Source organism: Candidatus Pelagibacter sp. HIMB1746, assembly GCF_052047555.1.
Lineage (GTDB): Bacteria > Pseudomonadota > Alphaproteobacteria > Pelagibacterales > Pelagibacteraceae > Pelagibacter.
In genome coordinates this window covers 42,637-63,180 of sequence record NZ_JBNAJZ010000006.1, presented here as the reverse complement: position 1 = coordinate 63,180, position 20,544 = coordinate 42,637, and the positions used below count along the sequence as shown (strand labels likewise).

The window sequence follows — 20,544 nt, the reverse complement described above, 5'->3', positions numbered from 1 at the left end:
TAGAATTTTTGGAATAAAATTGTTTTGATTGTGGCTTAATTTAAACTTTTTATAAATGAACTTAGTTGGAAAACCATATTATTGTCAAATTCCATCATATGATCGTCATGTTTGGTAAAATAAGAGGACTTTGGATCATTTGCTAAATCAAACATCTTCTTGCCCATTGAAAAAGGAACAATTTGATCTTTTTCGCCATGCATAACTAAAACTGGAATATTAATATTTTTTATTTTTTCATCATTTTTATATTTATCTTTCAATATTAGAGAGACAGGGATGTATGGATAAAAATTCTTAGCTGCAGCAATCATTGAAGTGAAAGGTGTTTCTAAAATTAAACCAGCATATTTTTTATTTTGAGAAACCTCAGTTGCAATTCCTGTGCCAAGTGACTCTCCATAAATGATTAAATCACTTTCACTCAAACCTTTATTTTTAAGCCAGTTAATTGCACTTTTTCCATCCTCATATAAAGCATTTTCAGATGGTTTTCCTAAATTTCCACTAAATCCACGCCAAGCGATAATTAAAAAATTTACATCCATATTTTTAAAATGATTTAATTTGTGAATTCTATTTTCTAGGCTTCCTGCATTTCCATGAAAATAAACAACAGTCTTAAATTTTTTCAAATCTTTTTTATGAAACCATCCTAAAAGGCTAATGTTGTCTGCAGTTTGAATTTGAACTTTTTCTATTTCTACTTCTATTTTATCTCCTGAATAATTATTTTCTTGGGGATGATACATTAGATTTCTTTGAAATATAAAAAGATAAGCTAGTAAAATAAAATATATAACTAAGATCCAAAATATAATTTGCAAAGTTAATTTCCTAGGTTTTGGTATCATAATTTTTCTTTGCTAAGTAAACTCCAACAAAAACAAGTACAGTACCAATATAATGAAATGTTTCTAAATTTTCATCAAACAATATAAATCCGTAAATTGCTGCATAGATAGTAAATACATACAAAGTAAAACCAGTAAGTGAAGCTCCTAAGCTTTCTTGGGCTTTAGTATATAAAGTAAATGCTATAATTCCTGGTGAAACAGCTGCAAATATAGTCCACAATAAAAAATCAGAATTAAATATAGTTTGTTCAAAATAAATTTCTTCTGCCAAATAAAATGGAAATAAACTTACTGCACCAAAAAAAGATATCATAGAAAATCTAGTAAAAATCGATAATTGAGATTTCCAGTAAAATAAATAAATCGAATATAAGGCCCAGCCAATCGCAGCTGCCAACATCCATAAATCTCCAATGGTGAAATTTAAATTTAAAAGTAAATTTAAATCTCCTTTAATAATAATTGCTAAAACTCCAACTAAACACGAAATCAAACCAATAATTTTTAATAAATTAATTTTCTCTTTAAAAAATATTGCAGAAATTATAATTATAAAAATAGGAGATGAGGTATAAATAATTCCCATATTTGTAACGGTTGTCGTTTTACCTGCTAAAAAAGGAAAAGCCCCACAAACTCCACATCCCATTGCTCCTAGAAAAAATAATTTTGAGTATTCGTTTTTAATAACTTTGAAATTTTTTTTTAATGATGAATATGTGAAAGGTAAAAGAAGTAAAAATACAAACGTCCACCTCCAAAAAGCTAATGAAATTGGGGGCACAAACTCAACACCACCTCTAGCAACAATTAAATTAGATGCCATGAATATTGGTTGAATAAATAAAAGAGATAAAGCTAATAAATTTTTATTTTGACTAGACAATTGTATATTAAGAAAAATTATTTTTTATCGAAAAACGCTTCGTAAACCATCATAAAAATTGCTCCACCCATTAAAATATAAACAGGAAGAACATCAAAAAATCCAATCATCGATGATCTAGTCAACGTTGTTGCAAGTCCTACTAAAAAAGCAATTGCGAGAAGAGAACCTAAAAATGTTGTAAATTTTTGCATTTAATTATTACATTCCTTTTCTAACCAATTAGCAACACCTAAAAATCTTTGATCATCGTATTTTGCGCCAATTAATTGTACACCTAAAGGTAAATTGTTTTCACCTTGAAGTATAGGCAATGATATACAAGGTGTACCTAGATAAGACCATACTTTATTAAATTCTGCCGTTCCTGTGCTTTTTAAACCTTTCAGTGCTACTCCAGGACTAGATGGGGATAAAACTCCATGATAATCCTCAAAAACTTCCTTATAAGATTCATAACTTCTTTTCATAAAATCTATAGCTTCTGCATATTCTTTTGCAGAATGTTTGTTACCATTTGAAATTGCATCTTGCATATACTTAGATAATTTTTTCTTATACTTTTTATAATAGAGTGAAAAATTATTAGCTAAATCTGTCTCATGAATTATTTGATGGTATTTATGAATATCTTTAAAGTACGAAGGTGTATCAAAAACTTCGATATTATTTTTGAATGATTTTATAAAGTATTCAAATGCTTCTCTTGATTTTTTTCCAAGAAGCTTCCAATGATCAGTTTTGTAAAAAATAAATTTAGGATCAAACAAAGGTCCTTTTTTTGTTTCTACTAACATTTCATCACTAGAGTAATGAACTGTTGCTGTATCATAATTATCTTTTTTGATTAAAATTTTAGCAAGAAGAGCAACATCTTCTACCGATCTTCCAAAAACACCTATGTGATCTAATTTTTCAGATGTTTTAAGAACTCCATTTCTACTTATTAATCCATAACTGGGCTTATAACCAACAACTCCGCAATAAGATGCAGGTCTTATTACCGAACCTCCTGTTTGAGAACCAATTGAAAGCGGAGCCATAAAAGAAGCTACTGCTGCAGCAGATCCACTAGATGATCCACCTGGAGTTCTAGAATAATCATGAGGATTTGTAGTTTTTGGGGGGCCTAAAAAAGCTAATTCAGATGTTGCTGTTTTTCCCATCACAATCGCACCAGCTGAAATTAATAAATCAACTATTTCAGCATTCTGAGAATATGATTTGCCTTTTCTTATTGATGTTCCACATTCTGTAGGCATATCAAGAGTTCCAACAATATCTTTTACTGCAACAGGAATTCCATGAAGTGGACCAAGAGGTTTTCCTAAATTTCTATGTTCATCCGCCTCTGCTGCTTTTTCTAATAAAAGTTTTTTGTCAAAGTGCGCCCATGCTTTTACGTCTTTTTCAAATTTGTTTATTCTGTCGATATAAATTTTGCACAACTCTACTGAAGTAATTTGAGAATCTTTAATTTTTCCAGCAAGTTCTTCAACTTTTAACGAAAAAACATCTGTCATTTTTTTTTATTGTGCAAATAAAGTTTCTGGCAACCAAAGTGCTATTCCTGGGAACATATACATTAAAAACATTGCAAAAATTACAATTGCTAAGAAAGGCATTATTCCTCTAAATATATCCAAAAGTTCTACATTAGATTTTTGAACTCCTTTTAAATAATAGGCTGACATCGCCATTGGTGGAGTTAAGAAAGAAGTTTGTAAATTTAAAGCAATTAACATTGCAAAGAAATATGGATTAACTCCAAATACCTCTAACAATGGCAAGAATATTGGAACAAAAATAATCAAAATTTCAGTCCATTCTAAAGGCCATCCTAAAAGGAAAATGATTATTTGAGTAATGATTAAAAACTGCCACGTAGTAATATTTATAGAGGTGAAGAAGTGCTCAAATACTTCGTGTCCACCTAAATAAGAAAATACTGATGAGAAAGTCCAGGAACCAATAAACAACCACATGATCATTGCAGTTGTCTTAGCGGTTAAAAATACAGACTCTTTAAAGTTTTGCCATTTAAGTGTTTTATAAAACCAAGATAAAAGGATTGCTCCAAAAGCTCCTGCTGCAGCTGCTTCTGCTGGAGTTGCAATACCTGCTAAAATAGTTCCCAAAACAAGCATAATTAAACCAAACAGCGGAACGAAAGAAACTAAAACTTCTTTTAGAATTTCACCAGTTGGTGGGATATCTTCTTTTGGAGGTCTAGGAGCTATCGATGGATTTAACCATGCTCTAAATACTGCATAGGCAATATAAAGACCTGCTAAAAGTAAACCTGGGAATATTGCTGCTGCAAAAAGTCTTAAGGGTGATAGTTGGGCTATTACGGAATAAACAATAAGCATAATGCTTGGTGGAATTAAAATTCCTAAACATCCACCAGCACAAATTATTCCTGACGCAAATTTTTTATCATATCCTGCTTTAACCATTGCAGGCCAAGCTAACAGTCCCATCAAAGTTACAACGGCACCAATAATTCCTGTTGCAGTCGAAAATAAAGTACACGTAATTAATGCAGCTACCGCCATTGAAGCTGGGAGCTTGTGTGCAGCCAATCTAATTGCAAAAAATAATTTAGCTACAATTCCTGCTCTTTCAACAAGATAGCCCATGAATAAAAATAAAGGTACAGCAGTAAGAACATTGTTGTCCATTACCGTGTAAGTGTTTTGAACAAACAATTGGAATATACGATTATCAAAAATGTGCTCCATCATTGTTGCATCGTAATATGCAAAATATCCAAACCCAATTCCCATAGCCATTAAAGTAAAGGCAATCGGAAAACCTAAGAGAACTGCAAACAAAAACATACCCATCATCAAAATTGCAATTTCTGGATTTGTTAAACTAAATAACATTTTTATCGTCCTCTTCTTGAGCTGTTCTCATTAAAACTTGTTCTGTTTCTTCAGCCACAACCATTCTTGCTGGCCACTGTCCTGTTTGAATACAAATAATTGATCTGAATACCTCGCTAATCCCTTGAATGATTAATAAAACACCAGCAGCTGGTATCATTGTTTTAACCATATAAATCTGAATTTGAGCCGGACTACTCCAACTAGTCTCTTTTATTTTCCAAGCAAGTGCTGCGTACTCGTACCCATAAAAAGCTAATGCAATTACTCCAGGAAAAAAGAAAATAAAATATAATACTAAATCAATCCAAGCCTGGGTTCTTTGACTAAACAATCTATATATAACATCTCCTCTCACGTGAGATTCCGTAGCTAAACAATAAGCTCCTGACATCATTAAAATTGCACCATACATTTGCATACTAAAATCAAAATTCCATAACGTTGGGGAATTAAAAACATAAGCCATCACTACTTCATAAACAGTTCCTCCCATTAAAACTACGATGCACCAAGAAAAAGCTTTTCCCATCGATGTGCTGAGAGTATCTGCAAATTGAATAAATGACTTCATATCAAAGAAATATATTAAAATACGTGTAAAAAAAAGGGGGTTTTTCAACCCCCTTTTAAATTTATTTTAAAGTTAATTAGATTTTAACTTTTTCGATTGGACCAAACTCATTTTCATAAGCTAATTTGTAGTTCGGTTGATTCATCAACAGATACTTCATAGTTCTCTTAGCGTATGCTTTTTGTGAGTCTACTACTTTTTTGAAGAAAGCGTCTTTAGCAGCAAACTCTCCTACAACTTTATCCCAGCCTTTTAATTGCTCAGCTAAAATTGCATCAGATGTTTGGTAAACGTTTACCTTATGCTCATTCATCAACTTAGCAAGGTCAGTTGAATATCTAACCAATGCTTTGAAGTAGTTATCTGAGTTTGCAGCATATGCAGCATTTCTCAAGATAGCTTGATGAGCTGGTGAAAGGCTATCGTATCTTTTCTTGTTAATCGGCACTTCAAACATTTCCTGAGATTGGTGGAAACTTCCTAAGTGATAATGTTTAGATACGTCTTGCATTCCAAACTGTGAGTCTGATGTTGGGTTGTTAAACTCAGCAGCATCAATCAAACCAGTTTTCATTGCCGGTTGGATTTCACCACCTGGTAACTGTCTTACAACCATTCCCATAGCAGTTAAAACGTTAGTCGCTAGACCAACAGTTCTATACTTCATACCTTTAACATCAGATACTTTAGTTACGTTCTTTTTGAACCAACCAAAAGGCTGTGCAGGCATTGGCATATGGAAGAAACCGTAGTAATTAAATCCTACGCTTTTTACAGCTTCATCGTATAAAGCTCTTCCTCCACCATACTCCATCCATCCCATAACTTCTTGAGATGACATTCCGTATGAAGGACCTGTTCCGAAAAGAGACGCAGCAGGGTTTTTTCCGTACCAGTATGCAGTCACCCAGTGACCCATATCTACTACTCCAGAACTAACCGCTTGTCCAATTTCAGAAGTTTTTACAACTGCTCCAACTGGTTGAACGTCAATTTTTAATTTACCATCTGACATGTCGCTAACCATTTTCGCATAGTCTGTTGCCATTTCGAAAAAGATGTTAGCACCTGATGGCCAAGCAGCTTGCATTTTTAGAGTAACGTGACCGTCACCTAAAGCAATGTTTGGCATAGCTACTGCTGCTGCTGTTGCTGCACCAGTTGCTGCCGCTGCTTTGAAGAACTTTCTTCTTGAAGGAGTTTTAGAACTCTTCAAAGATTTCTTATTCTTAATCATTTATTCTCCTCTAGTTAATTAACTTGGCGAGCACTAAAACATATTTTTAGATTAGAGTCTTTCTAAAAAGTGACCTAGAATGGGTTAGATAGAATTTTTTTACAATTATAGGTAGTATTTAAAACTTAAATCAATTTGTTATTTTCGTAAATACAGCACTTTTCAGCTGGTATATGAAGTTTAATTTTTTCACCTGAAATTTCAGTTTCTCTATTAACCTTAGACTTAATTTCAAAATTATCCATTCTTGCGGTAATCAATTTGTAATTTCCAAAATCTTCAACTTTTTGAACATTTACATCAACAAGATTTTCACTTTGATTTTTTGCAATTTTAATAAACTCAGATCTAATTCCTAATTTTATATTTTTACTTTTTAGATTAGACAAATTTGTATTCGTCTTAATTATTGTATTATTTATTTTAACAGTATTTTCTGAAGTTGCTTCACTATCAAATAAATTCATAGCAGGTGAACCAATAAAGTAACCAACAAAAGTTGTATTAGGTCTTTCAAATAATTCTTTAGGTGAACCCGTTTGTACAACTTCTCCTTCACTCATCACAATTATATTATCTGCAAATGTCATGGCTTCGTTTTGATCATGTGTTACATAAACTAAAGTTGTTTTGTATTGTTCGTTTATTTCTTTTAGATTTCTTCTCAATCTAAATTTTAAATCAGGATCAATAACAGTCAAAGGCTCATCCATTAAAACTGCAGCAACATCTTCTCGTACCAAACCTCTTCCTAAAGATATTAATTGTTTTTGATCTGCTGTTAATTTTCGTGCAGGAGAGTTTAAAAAAGATTTTAAATTTAAAGTTTCTGCAACAGAATTAACTCTTTCATCTATTTTAGCTTTTGAAAAATCTCTACACTTTAATGGAAAAGCAAGATTTTCAAAAACTGTCATGGTGTTATAAATTACTGGAAACTGAAAAACTTGAGCAATATTTCTTTCTTCTGTTTTTAAATCTGTAACATCCTTATCATCAAATAATATTTTTCCAGCTGATGGTCTTACTAATCCAGAAACAATATTTAACATCGTTGTTTTTCCACATCCAGAAGGACCTAAGATTGCATATCTATTTCCATTCTCCCAAGTCATCGAAAATGGATTTAATGCATAAACTGGATTTGGATCATTTGGATTGTAAGAATGTGAGATATTACTTAAATCAATTTTAGCCATTGCTTCCTCCAAATGGTGAGGATGCTAATTTACCATCAGCAGCAAAGGCATAAGCTCTATCTATTTTAAAATCTATTTTAATCTTGTCATGAATTTTAAAATTCAAAACCTCTTCTATAGAAATAATAATTTTTATAGTTCCTCTTTTTAAATGAAGTAAAGTTTCAGAACCACTAATTTCAGCAAGCTCAACTTCAAATTCATGACCATTTTCATTGAGTTCAATATCTGAAGATCTTAAACCAATCTTTAGTCCACTATCAGTTAACTTTGATAGATGATTGGGCGCTTTAATTTCAATGCCTTCAAATCTTATTTGCTCATTAGATATTTCTGCTTCAATAATATTCATAGGTGGGTCGTTAGAAATTTCAGCAACTTTTAAAGAACTTGGGTTCTCAAATATTTCTTTTGCTGGACCTACTTGTAGCACTTTGCCTTCATCTAGAACAATTACTTCTCCATTTAATTCCATGGTTTCTCTTGGGTCTGTGGTAGAATAAATTAAGATAGTTTCATCAGCTAAACCTTTTGAAAACAAACTCTTAAATTCCTCTCTAAGCTGTTCTCTCAATTTGTAATCTAAATTAACTAAAGGCTCATCTAGCAATAATATTTTAGCATTTTTAACTAATGATCTTGCTAAAGAGACACGTTGTTGCTGACCACCAGATAGCTCCTGAATTTTTCTGTTTTCATAGCCAACTAACCCAACTGATTTTAAAGACTCCATTACTTTTTTTTTGATTTCTTCATTATCGATTTTTCTTTGTCTCAAAGGAAACGCGATATTTTCAAATACATTTAAATGAGGATAATTAATAAATTGTTGATAAACCATAGCTACATTTCTTTGCCAAACTGGAACCTTTAAAAAATCCTTACCATCAAATTCGATATCACCACTATCTGGAGTTAAAAGTCCAGCTATAGTTTTTAATAAAGTTGTTTTACCTGATAAAGTTCTTCCAAGAATTGTGTATAAATTCCCCTCTTTAAAATTAAAGGACACTTCGTTTAGATGATACTCTTCACTTGGTTTATAAGTTAAGTTGTTAGCAATTAAATTCATTATTTAATTGCTCCTGATAGATTTCCTTTAGATAGATATCTCTCAACTATGAAGGCTACTATAATTAATGGTGCAACTGAAACCAGAGCAGATGCTGATAAGCTCCACCATGGAGTAACAGATGAGTTCAAAGCAACAATTTTTACCGGTAATAACTGTACTTCTGTGAAAGTTAAAATGAATGCAAAGAAAAAGTCTATCCATCCAAAAATAATACAAAACATACCAGCAACAATTAATCCTGGTATTGAGTTTGGTAGCACCACTTTTAAGAAAGCTTGATAAGGATTACATCCATCAATCAAAGCTGTTTCATCAATCTCTCTTGGAACTTTATTAAAGAAATCAACCATAATCCAAACTGCAATAGGCATCAGTAAAACAATATAAACTACAATCAATCCTATGAGGCTATCTAATAAATTAATTGAACTTAAAAACAAAAAAAATGGAATTGATAAAACAATTGGTGGCATAATTCTTTGAGAAATAAAGAAAAATGTAATGTCATTATTTTTTACAAAGCCTGCTTTAAAGGTGTATCTGGATAAAGCATAAGCTGACAATGTGCCAAGAATTATACTAATTAAACTTGCAGTACAGGTTACAAATAAACTATTGAAATAAGGTTCTACTATATCAACTCCACCTTTAGCTGGAGACTTTATCAAAACTTTCCAACCCTCTAAATTAGGTTCAAAGTCTACCCATGGTATATACGTAACTCCACCATTTACAGATTGAAAATCTTTAAACGATGTAGTTAATGCCCAAAGAAAAGGAGCAACAACAAAGACTGCCCAAAAGACAATAAAAAAATATTTTAAAAATGTATAAAGCTTGCTCATAATTTATTCTTTTAAAAGTAATTTAGTTAAAACTTTTGCAATAATTGTTAAACTTATGATCATAATAATTAAGTAAGTAAAAGACATCGAAGCTGCGTATCCCATTTGAAACTCTCTTAATCCTTTAATAAAAATATAAAAACTTGACGTTTCTGTAGAGGTACCTGGCCCTCCTGATGTTAGGACATAAACGGTATCCATAATTTTTGATGCCTCAATTAATCTAATAATTATTGCACCGATTGATATAGGCGCCATTAGTGGGAAAGTTACATAAATAAATTTTCTTACTGGACTAGCTCCATCAATCGCAGCAGCCAAAAATGGTTCTTTAGGTAATGACAATAAACCCGCTAATAAAAGTAGAAACATAAACGGTGTCCACTGCCAAACCTCAACTATAATTACTGTAAATTTAGCTAAAGCTGGGTCTGTTAACCATTTGGGAGATAAACCAAAATTAGATAAAATATCATTAACAGGTCCTAAAGACTCATGAAAAAAAGTTCTCCAAATAACAGTCATAATTACTGGAGTTGTCATCATTGGAACTAAAAATAAAACTCTAAAAAATCTTTTAAATTTGATGTCTTTCCAAACCATATGTGCAAGAGCAAATCCAATCACATACTGGAGAATTACTGTTGTAACAGACAAAAAACTTAATCTAAAAAAAGACTCCCAAAATCTTGGGTCATCTGTAAATAGACGGATATAGTTTTCTATACCTATAAAATCTAAACCTGGATTATAACTATTCCATCCAGATAAACTTAATCGAACTACAAAAATAATTGGAAAAATTAAAATTCCAATCAGTACAAATAGACCTGGAAACAGAAAGAAATATTTATGCTTAAAGTTCATTTATAAAGTTGGATTATATTATTTTTTTTATATGTGGCCATTTTAATAAATGGCCACATAAATTAAGTATTATTATAGTTGGTTGTCTTCCATTTTAACACCAACAGCGTAGGCATCTCTTACTGCTTTTTTACCTACTCTGCTTACAATTGCTTCCCACTCTTTAGCAACTTCGTCTAATGCTTCTTGAGGAGACAATTGTCCTGCTAAAGCTTTAGAAGTTCCTGTAGCAACAGCACTTGTAAACTCAAATACACCTGGAACTCTTAAAGGGAAAACTCTATTTTGACTTTTCTCCATGTCTAAAAGTGTTTGAGTGTAACTGTTAGCGATCTCTGGATCCCAACCCATACTATTAATGTAAATATTAGGGTCGAAGTCAGAGTTTTTGAAAGGGTTAACACCAAATCTACCAATTGCTAAGTCAGCTTGGTGGTTTGCTCCATTTGAGAAGAAGCAAAGATAATCAAACGCCATATCTTTTACTTTACTTTTCTTAGCAACACCAACTGCCCAACCCCAAACAATGTAAGGAGCTTGGTTGTATTGGTTTTCCCAACTATTTGAAACTCTGTTCCAAACTTTGTTGGCACCTGGAAGAGGAGCTGCACCTACTTTGTTTTTAATAGGGCTGTCATCTTGCATCGCTGCAATAAATGCATCATCCCATGAAAAACTAAATAAAGTTTGTCCACCACCAAATGATCCAATTTCGTCACCTAGACCAAAGTTAGTTCCCCCTGGAGGAACATATTTAGTAGCTTCAACCCAATCAGTTAAAGCTTCAACGAAACCTGGATTATTAATGTTTGGTTTCATAGTTTCTAAATCAAAAAAGAAACCACCTGGAGTTCTTGGATTTTTAGCATATGCAACTGATCTGCTGAAAAAAGCTGCGAACATTAAGTCGTCTTTTTTCATAACTTCAGCTGAACCATATTCTAACTCACCATCTCCATCCCAGTCCCAACCATTAAAGAATTTTGCCATCTCAGCATATTCTTTCCAAGTTGTTGGAACTTTTAGATCTTTTCCTGTTTCTGCTTTATATTTTTTTTGCATTTCAGGATTGTCAATGACGTCTTTTCTATATTTTAGATAGTGTCTGTCACCATCAACTGGATACTGGTACATAGTTCCATCCCAAGATGATACACCCATATGAGATTTAGTTACGTCTTTCATCTCTGTTGAGTTCATATACTTCTTAGGAACTGGTGCTAAATATCTTTTCCAGTCATTGATAAAGTTAGAAAATCCAAACACAATATCGTAAGGTGCTTGTCCAGCTTGAAAAGGAACCATTGCTTTAGAATACAAATCACCCGCTGGTGTATGAGTAACTTCAACTTTAGCTCCAGTTAATTTTTCAAACTGTTCAGCATGAAGAGCTGTTGGCTCTCCCATTACTGGAATTGCGTGAGTATTTATTTTAAGAGTTTTTCCTTTGTAATTTTTCTTAGACATTTCCTCATAAGAACAATCACCTGGAATATCTCCTGTTGCTTTGATATGTGGGAATTGATCACTCCACTTATCAGCATATGCCATAGGGCTAAATATCATCATACTTGATATTACAGCCGTTAAGCAGGTTTTTATTATTTTCATTATCACCTCTCTTTTTTTTATGGAACTAAAACAGCTCGTCCCTTAACCTTACCATCGTTAAGATCATGAAGTGCTTTATTAGCATCGTCTAAACTATACTCCTGCATAGAGAGCTTAACTTTACCTCTGTCAGCTAACTCCATTAATTCATATAATTCAGACCACGTTCCCACTAAATTACCTACAATTGTTTTCTCAGAAATAATTAAATCAACTGCAAGTGATTTAATTTCTTCTCCATATCCAACTATGTAGTAAAAACCACCATTAGAAGTCATTTGAATTCCCATGGCAGTAGATCCTTTTTCACCTACGAAATCAATTACAGCTTCAGAACCTTTTCCTTTTGTTAGTTCTTGAACTTTTTCAATTTCGTTTCCATCAATTAAAACTCCGTGGTCACCACCAAGTTCCATTGCATGTTTCAATGCTGCTTCAGATTTTTCAACAATAATAATATCTGCTGCACACATAGCTTTTAAACATTGAATGGCGATGTGACCTAAACCTCCTGCACCAATAATTGTACAGCTCTGACCAGGTAGCAAATGTCTTGTTGCTTTTTTTACCACTCTATAAGCTGTAAGACCTGCATCTGAAAAAGGTGCAACATCTTTGGGCGCTAATACTTTTGGAAGTTTAATTAAATTTCTAACGCTAGTTTTTAATAGTTCAGCGTAGCCACCTTCTTTAATACTTAATCCAGGAAATGCGCCTGCTTCAGCATGCATATCATTACCTCTTCTACAATCTAAACAAGTTCCTCCTGTTCCAGAAATAAGCGGGTGTAATATTACAGGATCACCCTTTTTAAATTCAGTAACGTCTGAACCTACATCTTCTACCCAACCAGCATTTTCATGTCCCATTACACATGGTAATAATTTTCCATCTGGATCTTGGATGTGTTTCCATACTCCTTCAATAATATGTAAATCAGTTCTGCAGACTCCTGCAGCACCAATTTTAACTATAACGTCTGACGCCTTTTCAATTTTAGGATCTGGCATCTCCTCACCTGTGACCCAGACCTTTTCTTTCATTTCAGGGTCATATTTATGCAAAACCTGTGCTTTCATTATTATCTCTCCTTTAATATTTAAGTAACACTATTAAAATTCTGATATAGAATGGAGTCAACGGCATCTTTATATGTACAAAAAGTTAACAATTACAACCTGTGGTTGGTTGTTGTATCTAGAAAAACAAATAAACTTTTAAAATGTCAAACTTAAGGCACTCAAACAGCGAACTTAAAAATATCCTACACAAAAGGAATATGAGCTCTTATGAGATGGGAAAAGATATTAATGAAAGTTGGTTGAGATGTATCAGTGAAGGCCTTGATCCGTTTAATGATCCTAAACAAAGTGTAATTTCATCAATCGAATTAAAAGAGATAAAAGAGCGAAATGAAACTATCAGAAGAATAATTATTCCTGAACTAGAACTTTTATATTCCCAAATAGCAGGAACAAATTTTATGGTGGCTTACTCAGATGAGAAAGGATTAGTCTTGGATACAATTTATGACAAATCTTGTTTACAAACTGACGTTGGTAAAACAGTAATACCAGGTTCAATTTGGGCAGAAAAAATTTGTGGAACAAACGGTCTTGGATTATCTGTTGAACTAAAAAAACCAACTATCGTTTCAGGTAAAGAACACTTTTTTACTGCTCATGAAAATATTTCGTGCTTTGCAAGTCCAATCATAAATTATGACGGTAAAATTATTGGTATTATTGATGCTTCAACAGACTCAATGTCCAGAGAACAACATACGCTAGCTTTAGTAAGACTTGCAACTAGAAGTATCGAAACCAAATTGTTTATTAAAAAATTTGAAAACGAATTAATTATTTCTTTTCACCCAAGACAAGAATATCTAACTACAACTAGTGTTGGGATGCTGGCAATAAATGGGGATGGATTAATTGTGGGTGCAAACAACAATGCAAAAATTATGCTTAATGGACTAGTTGATTTAAAAAATGAAAATTTTAATAAAATTTTTACAACTTCATTTTCATCAATTGCATCAGATATCTTAAATAATAAAACTCTAAAGATAACAGATCATTTAGGTTCGTCTGTTTTTGTGGTCAAAAGTCAAAATTTTAAAGAAAGTAAATTTATTGAAACTGGCAAACAAAATAAAACTTACGCTTGTAAAAATTGCGAGGATACAAAAATTAAAAGAGAAAAGTGTATTCTAATTAGATCTACTTTTAGTGAAACTAATAATATTTCTGCAGCATCGAGAAAATTAGGTGTATCTAGAACTACAATTTATAAGCATCTAAATTAATTATTTTTTACTAAAAAATATAAATAAGAAGTTAAAGACGTAACTAGTACAAAAGACATTGCTAATTGAAATGAAGCAATTTCAGAATAATTTAAACTTAATCCTAAATCTATAATAAGGCCGATTATCCATTGTAGAAAAAAAGCACCTATAAATATTAACAAATTATAAGAAGTTAGAGCTTTGCCTGCATTAGATACAGAGAAAGCCATCCCAACTGCTGGCTGAATTAAGGACAAAAATACAGCTGAAACTATGAATAATGCCCAATGAATTGAATCTGTATTTGGACCTAGATAAATAATTACACCCAATACCAATAAACTTAATGGTGAACCATATTTCAACAATCTGATTGCATCATTAACGTTCTTTGAAAATTTAGGAACAAAATAGCCCCATATCAAAAATGATAGCAACATAAAAAAATAAATTAAAAATAACCCTTTTGCACTTTCTTCTGGTGTATACCCAGATACTTTTATCATCCAAGGACCAGCCCATAGTGTTTGGATAGCAAATAATCCTCCAGTGCTAAAAAAGCCCATTGGAATAACACTTCTGAAGAATTGATTTTGCCAAACAATACTCAATTTTGCATCATCGTTTTTCTGATTACCTTTTGAAGTCCACTGAGGGATAAAAATAATTATCAAAATTATACAAACCAAAGTTATGAAAGCTAAAAGCAAAAATATATTTCTCCAACCAATTATAGGTAAGAAAAATTGAACTGGTAAACTTGATGACAACATACCAATTGCACCAACCATTAACATCCATGAGTTTGCACGTTGTTGGGTTTCATCTTGATACCAAATCCGATAAGCTGTCAAAGGCCCCATTAAACAAGCTCCAACACCAACTCCTATAATTATTCTAGATACTAAAAGAGTTAAAAAATTCTGAGCAAGAGCAAATATTAATAAACCAACAATGGTTAATGATAAAAAGTATGAAACAATTTTTCTTGGACCTCTCATGTCTAGCATATAGCCTAAAGGGATTTGTACACTTGCAAATCCTAGAAAATATCCGCCACCTAATAATCCAAGCTCTCCTGCAGAAAGATTAAATTCATTTACTAATTCAGGTGAAATTGTTGCAGTTATTGCTCTTAAAAGAGTAGAAATAAAATATCCTATAGCAAAAACTAAAAAAATTATAATAGCTTTTGATTTAGCTAGAACAGGTTTATTCATTAAAATTTAGTTAACTTTATTAACGCAATTACCAGTTCTAAAAAATTCTTCTATATTGTCTATCGCTAAATTTCCCATTGCAATTCTAGTATCTTTTGTAGCGCTTCCTAAATGAGGCAAAACAAAAACACTCGGGATTTTTAAATAACCAGGATTTAAATTTGGTTCATTTTTATATACATCTAATCCTGCTGCATAAATTTTTCTTCTATTCAATGCATCAATCAAAGCTTCATCATCAACTATATCGCCTCGAGCAACATTTGTTATTACAGCACCTTTAGGGAAATACTCTACTGTCTCTTTATTTATTAAATTTTCTGTTTCTTTTGTAGCTGGACAACAGATAGATAAAACATCTGACACTGAAAAAAGACTTTTTATGCTGTCATGATAAATTGCACCCTGCTCTTTATCTTCACTTAATTTTGAACGATTATGATAATGAATAACCATGCCTAAAGATTTAGCAATATTTGCAATTTTTTGACCGATACGACCCATACCTAAAATTCCTAATCTTGTTCCTGTTAACTGTTTTCCAATTAAATAATCTGCGGACCATTTCCATCCACCTTCACGAGCAGACTCAATTCCCTCTGACGCTCTTCGACAAGCTCCTAATATAAGTAATATTCCTATCTCAGCTGTAGCATCTGACAAAACTTCTGGGGTATTAGTGACAGCAATACCTCTTTTTTTAGCAGCATCTAAATCAATGTTTCCAAAACCAACTGCAAAATTTGAAATTATTTTAATACTATCTGGAAGTTTATTTATTGTATCAGCATCTAATTTTTCAGTTAAAGATGATAAAATTCCATCACATCCTTTGCTCATTTCAATAATTTTTGATTGTGAATAAAGTTCATCATTTGAATTAAATTTAGCTTCAAATAATTTTGATGCTTTATCTTCACTCTCTCGGATTAGTCTTCTAGTAATTAAAATTTTTTTCATAAAACCCCTATTTTAAAATTTCAGGTTTGGGACCGCCTGTGTACCAATCTAAAACTTCAATTGTATGTAAAATTGGGACTTTAGTACCATGAGAAATTTGGGTAATACAACCAATATTTCCTGTTGAAATAAAATCAGGATTTAAACTTTCTATGTTATTTACCTTATTTTCTAATAGTTGTTTTGCAATTTTTGATTGTAAAATATTGTAAGTTCCTGCTGATCCACAACAAATGTGCCCTTGTGGAATTTCCATTATTTCATTATCAGTTTTTTCAAGTAATGAAATTGGTTGTGAATGAACTTTTTGACCATGCTGCATTGAACATGCAGAGTGATAAGCAACTTTATATTTCTTTCCTTTAGATTTTATATTTAGTTTTAAACTTTCAAAAATATACTCAGAAATATCTCTTGTAAGATCTGATATGACTTTTGCTTTTTTACTTAACTCTTTGTCATCTCTAAAAATAAAACCATAATCCTTCATGGTAGTACCGCAACCTGATGTATTAGATAAAATTGCGTCTAAATTTCCCTTTTGATGCTCCTCATACCAAGTATTTATATTATTTTTAAAATCTTGGTGAGCATCCTCTTCTTTTCCTAGATGGTGATTTAAAGATCCACAGCAACGAATTTTTTTTGGAACTACAACTTCAACCCCATGTCTATTTAATAATCTGATTGTTGCTTCATTTATTTGAGGTGAAATTTCTTTTTGTACACATCCAGTTAATAAAGCAACTCTTGCTATTCTTTTCTTGTCTGAAACTTTGTAAATCTCTTTAATAGGTAAAGTTTTTTTTGGAAAAGTTGTTGGCATTAATTCAATCATGTCTTTAATCTTTGTAGGCATTAAGAATTTGAATGGCATTGCCAATTTAACAAAAAAACTTGAAAGTCTAAATACTTTAACATTTGGTAAAGTGATTGATAAAAAATATCTAATTAGTTTATCAAAAAATGATCTTTCATAATTTTTTTCAATATATTTTTTTCCATGATCTATGATGTGCATGTAGTTTACACCTGCAGGACAAGTAGTCATACAGCTATAACATGAAAGACAACGATCAATGTGCTTAACAACTTTTTCAGTTGGTTTTCTGTTATTTTCCAACATGTCTTTAATAAGATAAATTCTACCTCTTGGTCCATCCAATTCATCACCTATCAGCTGATGTGTGGGACAAGTAGCATTACACATTCCACAGTGAACACACTTTTTAAATACTTTTTCTGTAGCAAAATTATCAGAATCTTTAAGTTGCTGTTCAGTAAATTTTGTCTGCATTAAATTCCTCTATACATTTTTCCAGGGTTTAAAATTCTTTTTGGATCAAAACTTTTCTTAATTTTTTCTGAAATCATCAAACGTATATCATCGACTGTAAAAATTGATTCTCCATAATCATAATCTGCTGAAGTTTTTATTACAGTTAAATAACCACCTGACTCCAGAGCTATTTTTTTTAGCTCTTTTATTTTTTCTTCTTTTTGTTCATCAACTTCTATCCAAAATAATGATCCACACCAATCTACAAAATATTTATATTTATTGTCTAAAAATTTTAATAAATTTGATCCTTTTGCTGGAGGAATAACCATTCTGATTAAATTATTTTTTGTATTTTCAAAAATTTCTAAATTATTAATTTTTTGCCAAAATGGTTCTGACTGATAAACATCTAAAGTGGAAGTTTCAAATTTATCAAGTTCAAGTTCTTTGCTTAAATTTTTAATTTTTTCCTTTATTGAAATTTTATCTCCCTCTACTCTAAAAGCTAGAAAAGAAGTATTAGATTTTAAATCGTTAAATTTTAGTACAGAATTTTTTTTCTTTAAGAAATCATCATCCTTTGATTTATTAGGAACATACACTGCTCCTGATATTTCACTGCTGGAACTTGATAATTTAATAAATAAATCAAAAATTTCCTCAGATTTATCAATATAAATTGCGATTGTATTTGATGAATCTTTTTTTGGTAAAACCTTTAAAGTGATTTCTGTTAAAGCTACTAAGGTACCAAAGGATCCTGCTATGAGTTTTGACAAATCATAACCAGTAACATTTTTAACTACTGTGCCACCTGATTTAATAATATCCCCTTTGCCATTTACTCCTTTAAAACCCAACACATGATCTCTAACACTTCCAACTTTAAACCTTCTTGAGCCTGCATAATTACAGGATAAATACCCTGCTATAGTTCCTTTGTTAGATACACCATTTTTTATATAACCAAAATCAATAGGCTCAAAAGCTAATTCCTGATTATTTTCATCAAGTATTTTTTCAACTTCTTCAATAGGTGTGCAAGCCTTTACTTTAATATACAATTCCTCAGGTCTGTAATCTATTATGCCTGTTAATTTCGAAAGCGACATTGTGTTTGCTGATTGAGCTTTATTTCCAATGAAGCTTTTAGAATTATTTCCTATTATTTCTGTTGGAGAGTCTTTTTTGTAAAGTTCTCTAATTAATTCTGAAACTTCACTTTCGTTTTTTGGATAATAGATGTTATTAGAATCTTGGAAGATCTGGGAATTTATCTTTGCTTTTATGGACATGAACCCTTCCTTCCTCCGCGCACTTTCTAAGAATAGGATATACTTTTCCAGGATTTAGTAAGTTTTTCTCATCTAATGATTTTTTAATATCTAACTGTTGTTGAATATCATTATCGTTGAACATCTCACACATAAGTTCTCTTTTTTCGATACCAACTCCATGCTCTCCTGTGATTACTCCTCCAAGTCTTACGCAAGTTTTTAATATTTCTGATCCAAACTCTTCGGTTTTTCTTAACTGTTCTTTATCATTCCCATCAAACATAATTAATGGATGTAAATTCCCATCACCTGCATGGAAACAATTTGCTACTGGTAAATTATATTTTTCTGAAAGTTTTTTTATTTCAAGTAAAGCTTCTGCGAGTTTGCCTCTAGGTATTGAGCCATCCATACAGTAATAATCTGGAGCCATTGCTCCACATGCTGGAAAAGCAGCTTTTCTCCCAGCCCAAAAAGATAGTCTTTCTTTTTCATTTTTGCTTAATTTTAAACTTGAACAATTATTTTTTTTACAAATTATCTCAACTTTTTTAATCAACTCATTTACTTCTGACTCTGTTCCATCAAGTTCAACAATTAATAATAATTCGGCATCTCTTGGATAACCAGCTTTGCTAAAATTATCTGTTGCTTCAATAAGAGCTTTGTCCATAATTTCCATTCCAGCAGGAACTATTCCGCTTGAAATTATTTCAGACGCTGCATCTCCTCCTTCTTTAATTGATGGAAAACCAATTAAAGCTGCTTTAACAACTTCTGGTTTTTTCAGAATCTTAACAGTTACTTCAGTAACAACGCCTAATAATCCTTCTGAACCACAAATTAATCCCATGAGGTCATATCCTTCTTGATCAAAAGATTTTCCTCCAATTTTACAAATAGTTCCATCCATCATTACCATTTCTACACCTAAAATATTGTTTGTAGTGGTTCCATATTTTAAAGAATGAACACCTCCTGAATTTTCAGCCACATTACCACCGATTGAGCATGCTAATTGACTAGATGGATCTGGAGCATAATAAAAACCCTTATGTTCCACAGCATGAGTAATTCCTAAGTTAGTAACACCAGGTTGAGTGATCACACATTTATTCTCATAATCAATTTCTAAAATTTTATTAAATTTTCCTAAACCTAAAAGGATAGCGTCTTGCAAAGGTAATGCCCCACCGGATAAACCTGTTCCAGCTCCTCTTGGAACTACTTTGATATTTTCTTCATTACAATATTTAAGAATTTCACTAACTTCTTTAGTGTTTTCAGGCAAGACCACAGCTAAAGGCGTTTGGGTATAAACTGAAAGCGCATCAGTTTCATAAGGTCTTAATTCATCAGCTTCGCTTAAAACATTTTCTGGATTAGTTAGACTTGATAGTTTTTTTACTATTTGAGATTTATTAGATACAATAGACCTATCAATTTTTGGTAAAGCTATTTCAGACATAG

General features: G+C 31.8%; 19 protein-coding genes. 1 reads left to right on the top strand and 18 read right to left on the bottom strand.

Going from position 1 to position 20,544, the window contains the following annotated elements:
• Window positions 1-35: 35 nt before the first annotated feature.
• The 13 genes from ACTTBM_RS07615 to ACTTBM_RS07555 form a co-directional block, all read right to left on the bottom strand.
• A complete protein-coding gene (locus ACTTBM_RS07615; protein WP_440635404.1) occupies window positions 36-854 on the bottom strand; it encodes an alpha/beta hydrolase in 819 nt (272 codons plus the stop codon).
• Window positions 838-1,743: a DMT family transporter gene (locus ACTTBM_RS07610; RefSeq protein WP_440635403.1), complete on the bottom strand. Its 906-nt coding sequence runs from the start codon at window positions 1,741-1,743 to the stop codon at window positions 838-840. The genes ACTTBM_RS07615 and ACTTBM_RS07610 overlap by 17 nt, the downstream gene beginning before the upstream one ends.
• A gap of 17 nt (window positions 1,744-1,760) precedes the next feature.
• Entirely contained in the window at window positions 1,761-1,937 is a 177-nt protein-coding gene (locus ACTTBM_RS07605; RefSeq protein WP_179850415.1) for a hypothetical protein, read from the bottom strand.
• A complete protein-coding gene (locus ACTTBM_RS07600; RefSeq protein ID WP_440635402.1) occupies window positions 1,938-3,266 on the bottom strand; it encodes an amidase in 1,329 nt (442 codons plus the stop codon). It abuts the gene before it with no gap.
• Window positions 3,267-3,272: 6 nt separating this feature from the next.
• A complete protein-coding gene (locus ACTTBM_RS07595; RefSeq protein ID WP_075505833.1) occupies window positions 3,273-4,634 on the bottom strand; it encodes a TRAP transporter large permease in 1,362 nt (453 codons plus the stop codon).
• Complete coding sequence (locus ACTTBM_RS07590) at window positions 4,624-5,208, bottom strand: TRAP transporter small permease subunit (protein ID WP_440635401.1); 585 nt, start codon at window positions 5,206-5,208, stop codon at window positions 4,624-4,626. Before ACTTBM_RS07590 ends, ACTTBM_RS07595 begins: the two co-directional genes overlap by 11 nt.
• A 76-nt stretch (window positions 5,209-5,284) precedes the next feature.
• Window positions 5,285-6,445 (bottom strand): TRAP transporter substrate-binding protein, encoded by a 1,161-nt coding sequence (locus tag ACTTBM_RS07585; RefSeq protein WP_440635400.1) that lies wholly within the window; start codon window positions 6,443-6,445, stop codon window positions 5,285-5,287.
• 125 nt (window positions 6,446-6,570) lie between these two features.
• Entirely contained in the window at window positions 6,571-7,644 is a 1,074-nt protein-coding gene (locus ACTTBM_RS07580) for an ABC transporter ATP-binding protein (RefSeq protein ID WP_440635399.1), read from the bottom strand.
• Window positions 7,637-8,716, bottom strand: a complete 1,080-nt coding sequence (locus tag ACTTBM_RS07575; protein ID WP_440635398.1) for an ABC transporter ATP-binding protein — start codon at window positions 8,714-8,716, stop codon at window positions 7,637-7,639. Before ACTTBM_RS07575 ends, ACTTBM_RS07580 begins: the two co-directional genes overlap by 8 nt.
• Window positions 8,716-9,564, bottom strand: coding sequence for a carbohydrate ABC transporter permease (locus ACTTBM_RS07570; protein ID WP_440633108.1), 849 nt, complete (start codon window positions 9,562-9,564; stop codon window positions 8,716-8,718). The genes ACTTBM_RS07575 and ACTTBM_RS07570 overlap by 1 nt, the downstream gene beginning before the upstream one ends.
• 3 nt (window positions 9,565-9,567) lie before the next feature.
• Complete coding sequence (locus tag ACTTBM_RS07565; protein ID WP_075505839.1) at window positions 9,568-10,431, bottom strand: carbohydrate ABC transporter permease; 864 nt, start codon at window positions 10,429-10,431, stop codon at window positions 9,568-9,570.
• Window positions 10,432-10,503: 72 nt separating this feature from the next.
• Window positions 10,504-12,042, bottom strand: a complete 1,539-nt coding sequence (locus ACTTBM_RS07560) for an extracellular solute-binding protein (RefSeq protein WP_440635396.1) — start codon at window positions 12,040-12,042, stop codon at window positions 10,504-10,506.
• A 17-nt stretch (window positions 12,043-12,059) separates the two neighbouring features.
• Window positions 12,060-13,121, bottom strand: a complete 1,062-nt coding sequence (locus tag ACTTBM_RS07555; protein WP_262589926.1) for an NAD(P)-dependent alcohol dehydrogenase — start codon at window positions 13,119-13,121, stop codon at window positions 12,060-12,062.
• Between the two features lie 200 nt (window positions 13,122-13,321).
• Here ACTTBM_RS07555 and ACTTBM_RS07550 point away from each other — a divergent pair, with 200 nt between their 5' ends.
• Entirely contained in the window at window positions 13,322-14,353 is a 1,032-nt protein-coding gene (locus ACTTBM_RS07550) for a sigma-54-dependent Fis family transcriptional regulator (protein ID WP_256998077.1), read from the top strand.
• On the opposite strand, the gene ACTTBM_RS07545 is transcribed toward ACTTBM_RS07550, so the two are convergent.
• The 5 genes from ACTTBM_RS07545 to ACTTBM_RS07525 are packed head-to-tail and all read right to left on the bottom strand — an operon-like array spanning window position 14,350 to window position 20,542.
• Window positions 14,350-15,555, bottom strand: coding sequence for an MFS transporter (locus ACTTBM_RS07545; protein WP_440635395.1), 1,206 nt, complete (start codon window positions 15,553-15,555; stop codon window positions 14,350-14,352). The two genes, ACTTBM_RS07550 and ACTTBM_RS07545, sit on opposite strands and share 4 nt — an antisense overlap.
• A 6-nt stretch (window positions 15,556-15,561) precedes the next feature.
• Window positions 15,562-16,515 (bottom strand): 2-hydroxyacid dehydrogenase, encoded by a 954-nt coding sequence (locus tag ACTTBM_RS07540; RefSeq protein WP_440613664.1) that lies wholly within the window; start codon window positions 16,513-16,515, stop codon window positions 15,562-15,564.
• Window positions 16,516-16,522: 7 nt separating this feature from the next.
• The gene (glcF, locus tag ACTTBM_RS07535) at window positions 16,523-17,812 is read right to left on the bottom strand and encodes a glycolate oxidase subunit GlcF (protein ID WP_440635394.1); all 1,290 of its coding nucleotides are present in this window, start codon (window positions 17,810-17,812) and stop codon (window positions 16,523-16,525) included.
• Window positions 17,812-19,092: an FAD-binding protein gene (locus ACTTBM_RS07530; RefSeq protein ID WP_440635393.1), complete on the bottom strand. Its 1,281-nt coding sequence runs from the start codon at window positions 19,090-19,092 to the stop codon at window positions 17,812-17,814. The genes glcF and ACTTBM_RS07530 overlap by 1 nt, the downstream gene beginning before the upstream one ends.
• On the bottom strand, window positions 19,046-20,542 hold the full coding sequence (locus ACTTBM_RS07525) for an FAD-linked oxidase C-terminal domain-containing protein (RefSeq protein ID WP_440635392.1): 1,497 nt from the start codon (window positions 20,540-20,542) through the stop codon (window positions 19,046-19,048). Before ACTTBM_RS07525 ends, ACTTBM_RS07530 begins: the two co-directional genes overlap by 47 nt.
• Window positions 20,543-20,544: the final 2 nt, after the last annotated feature.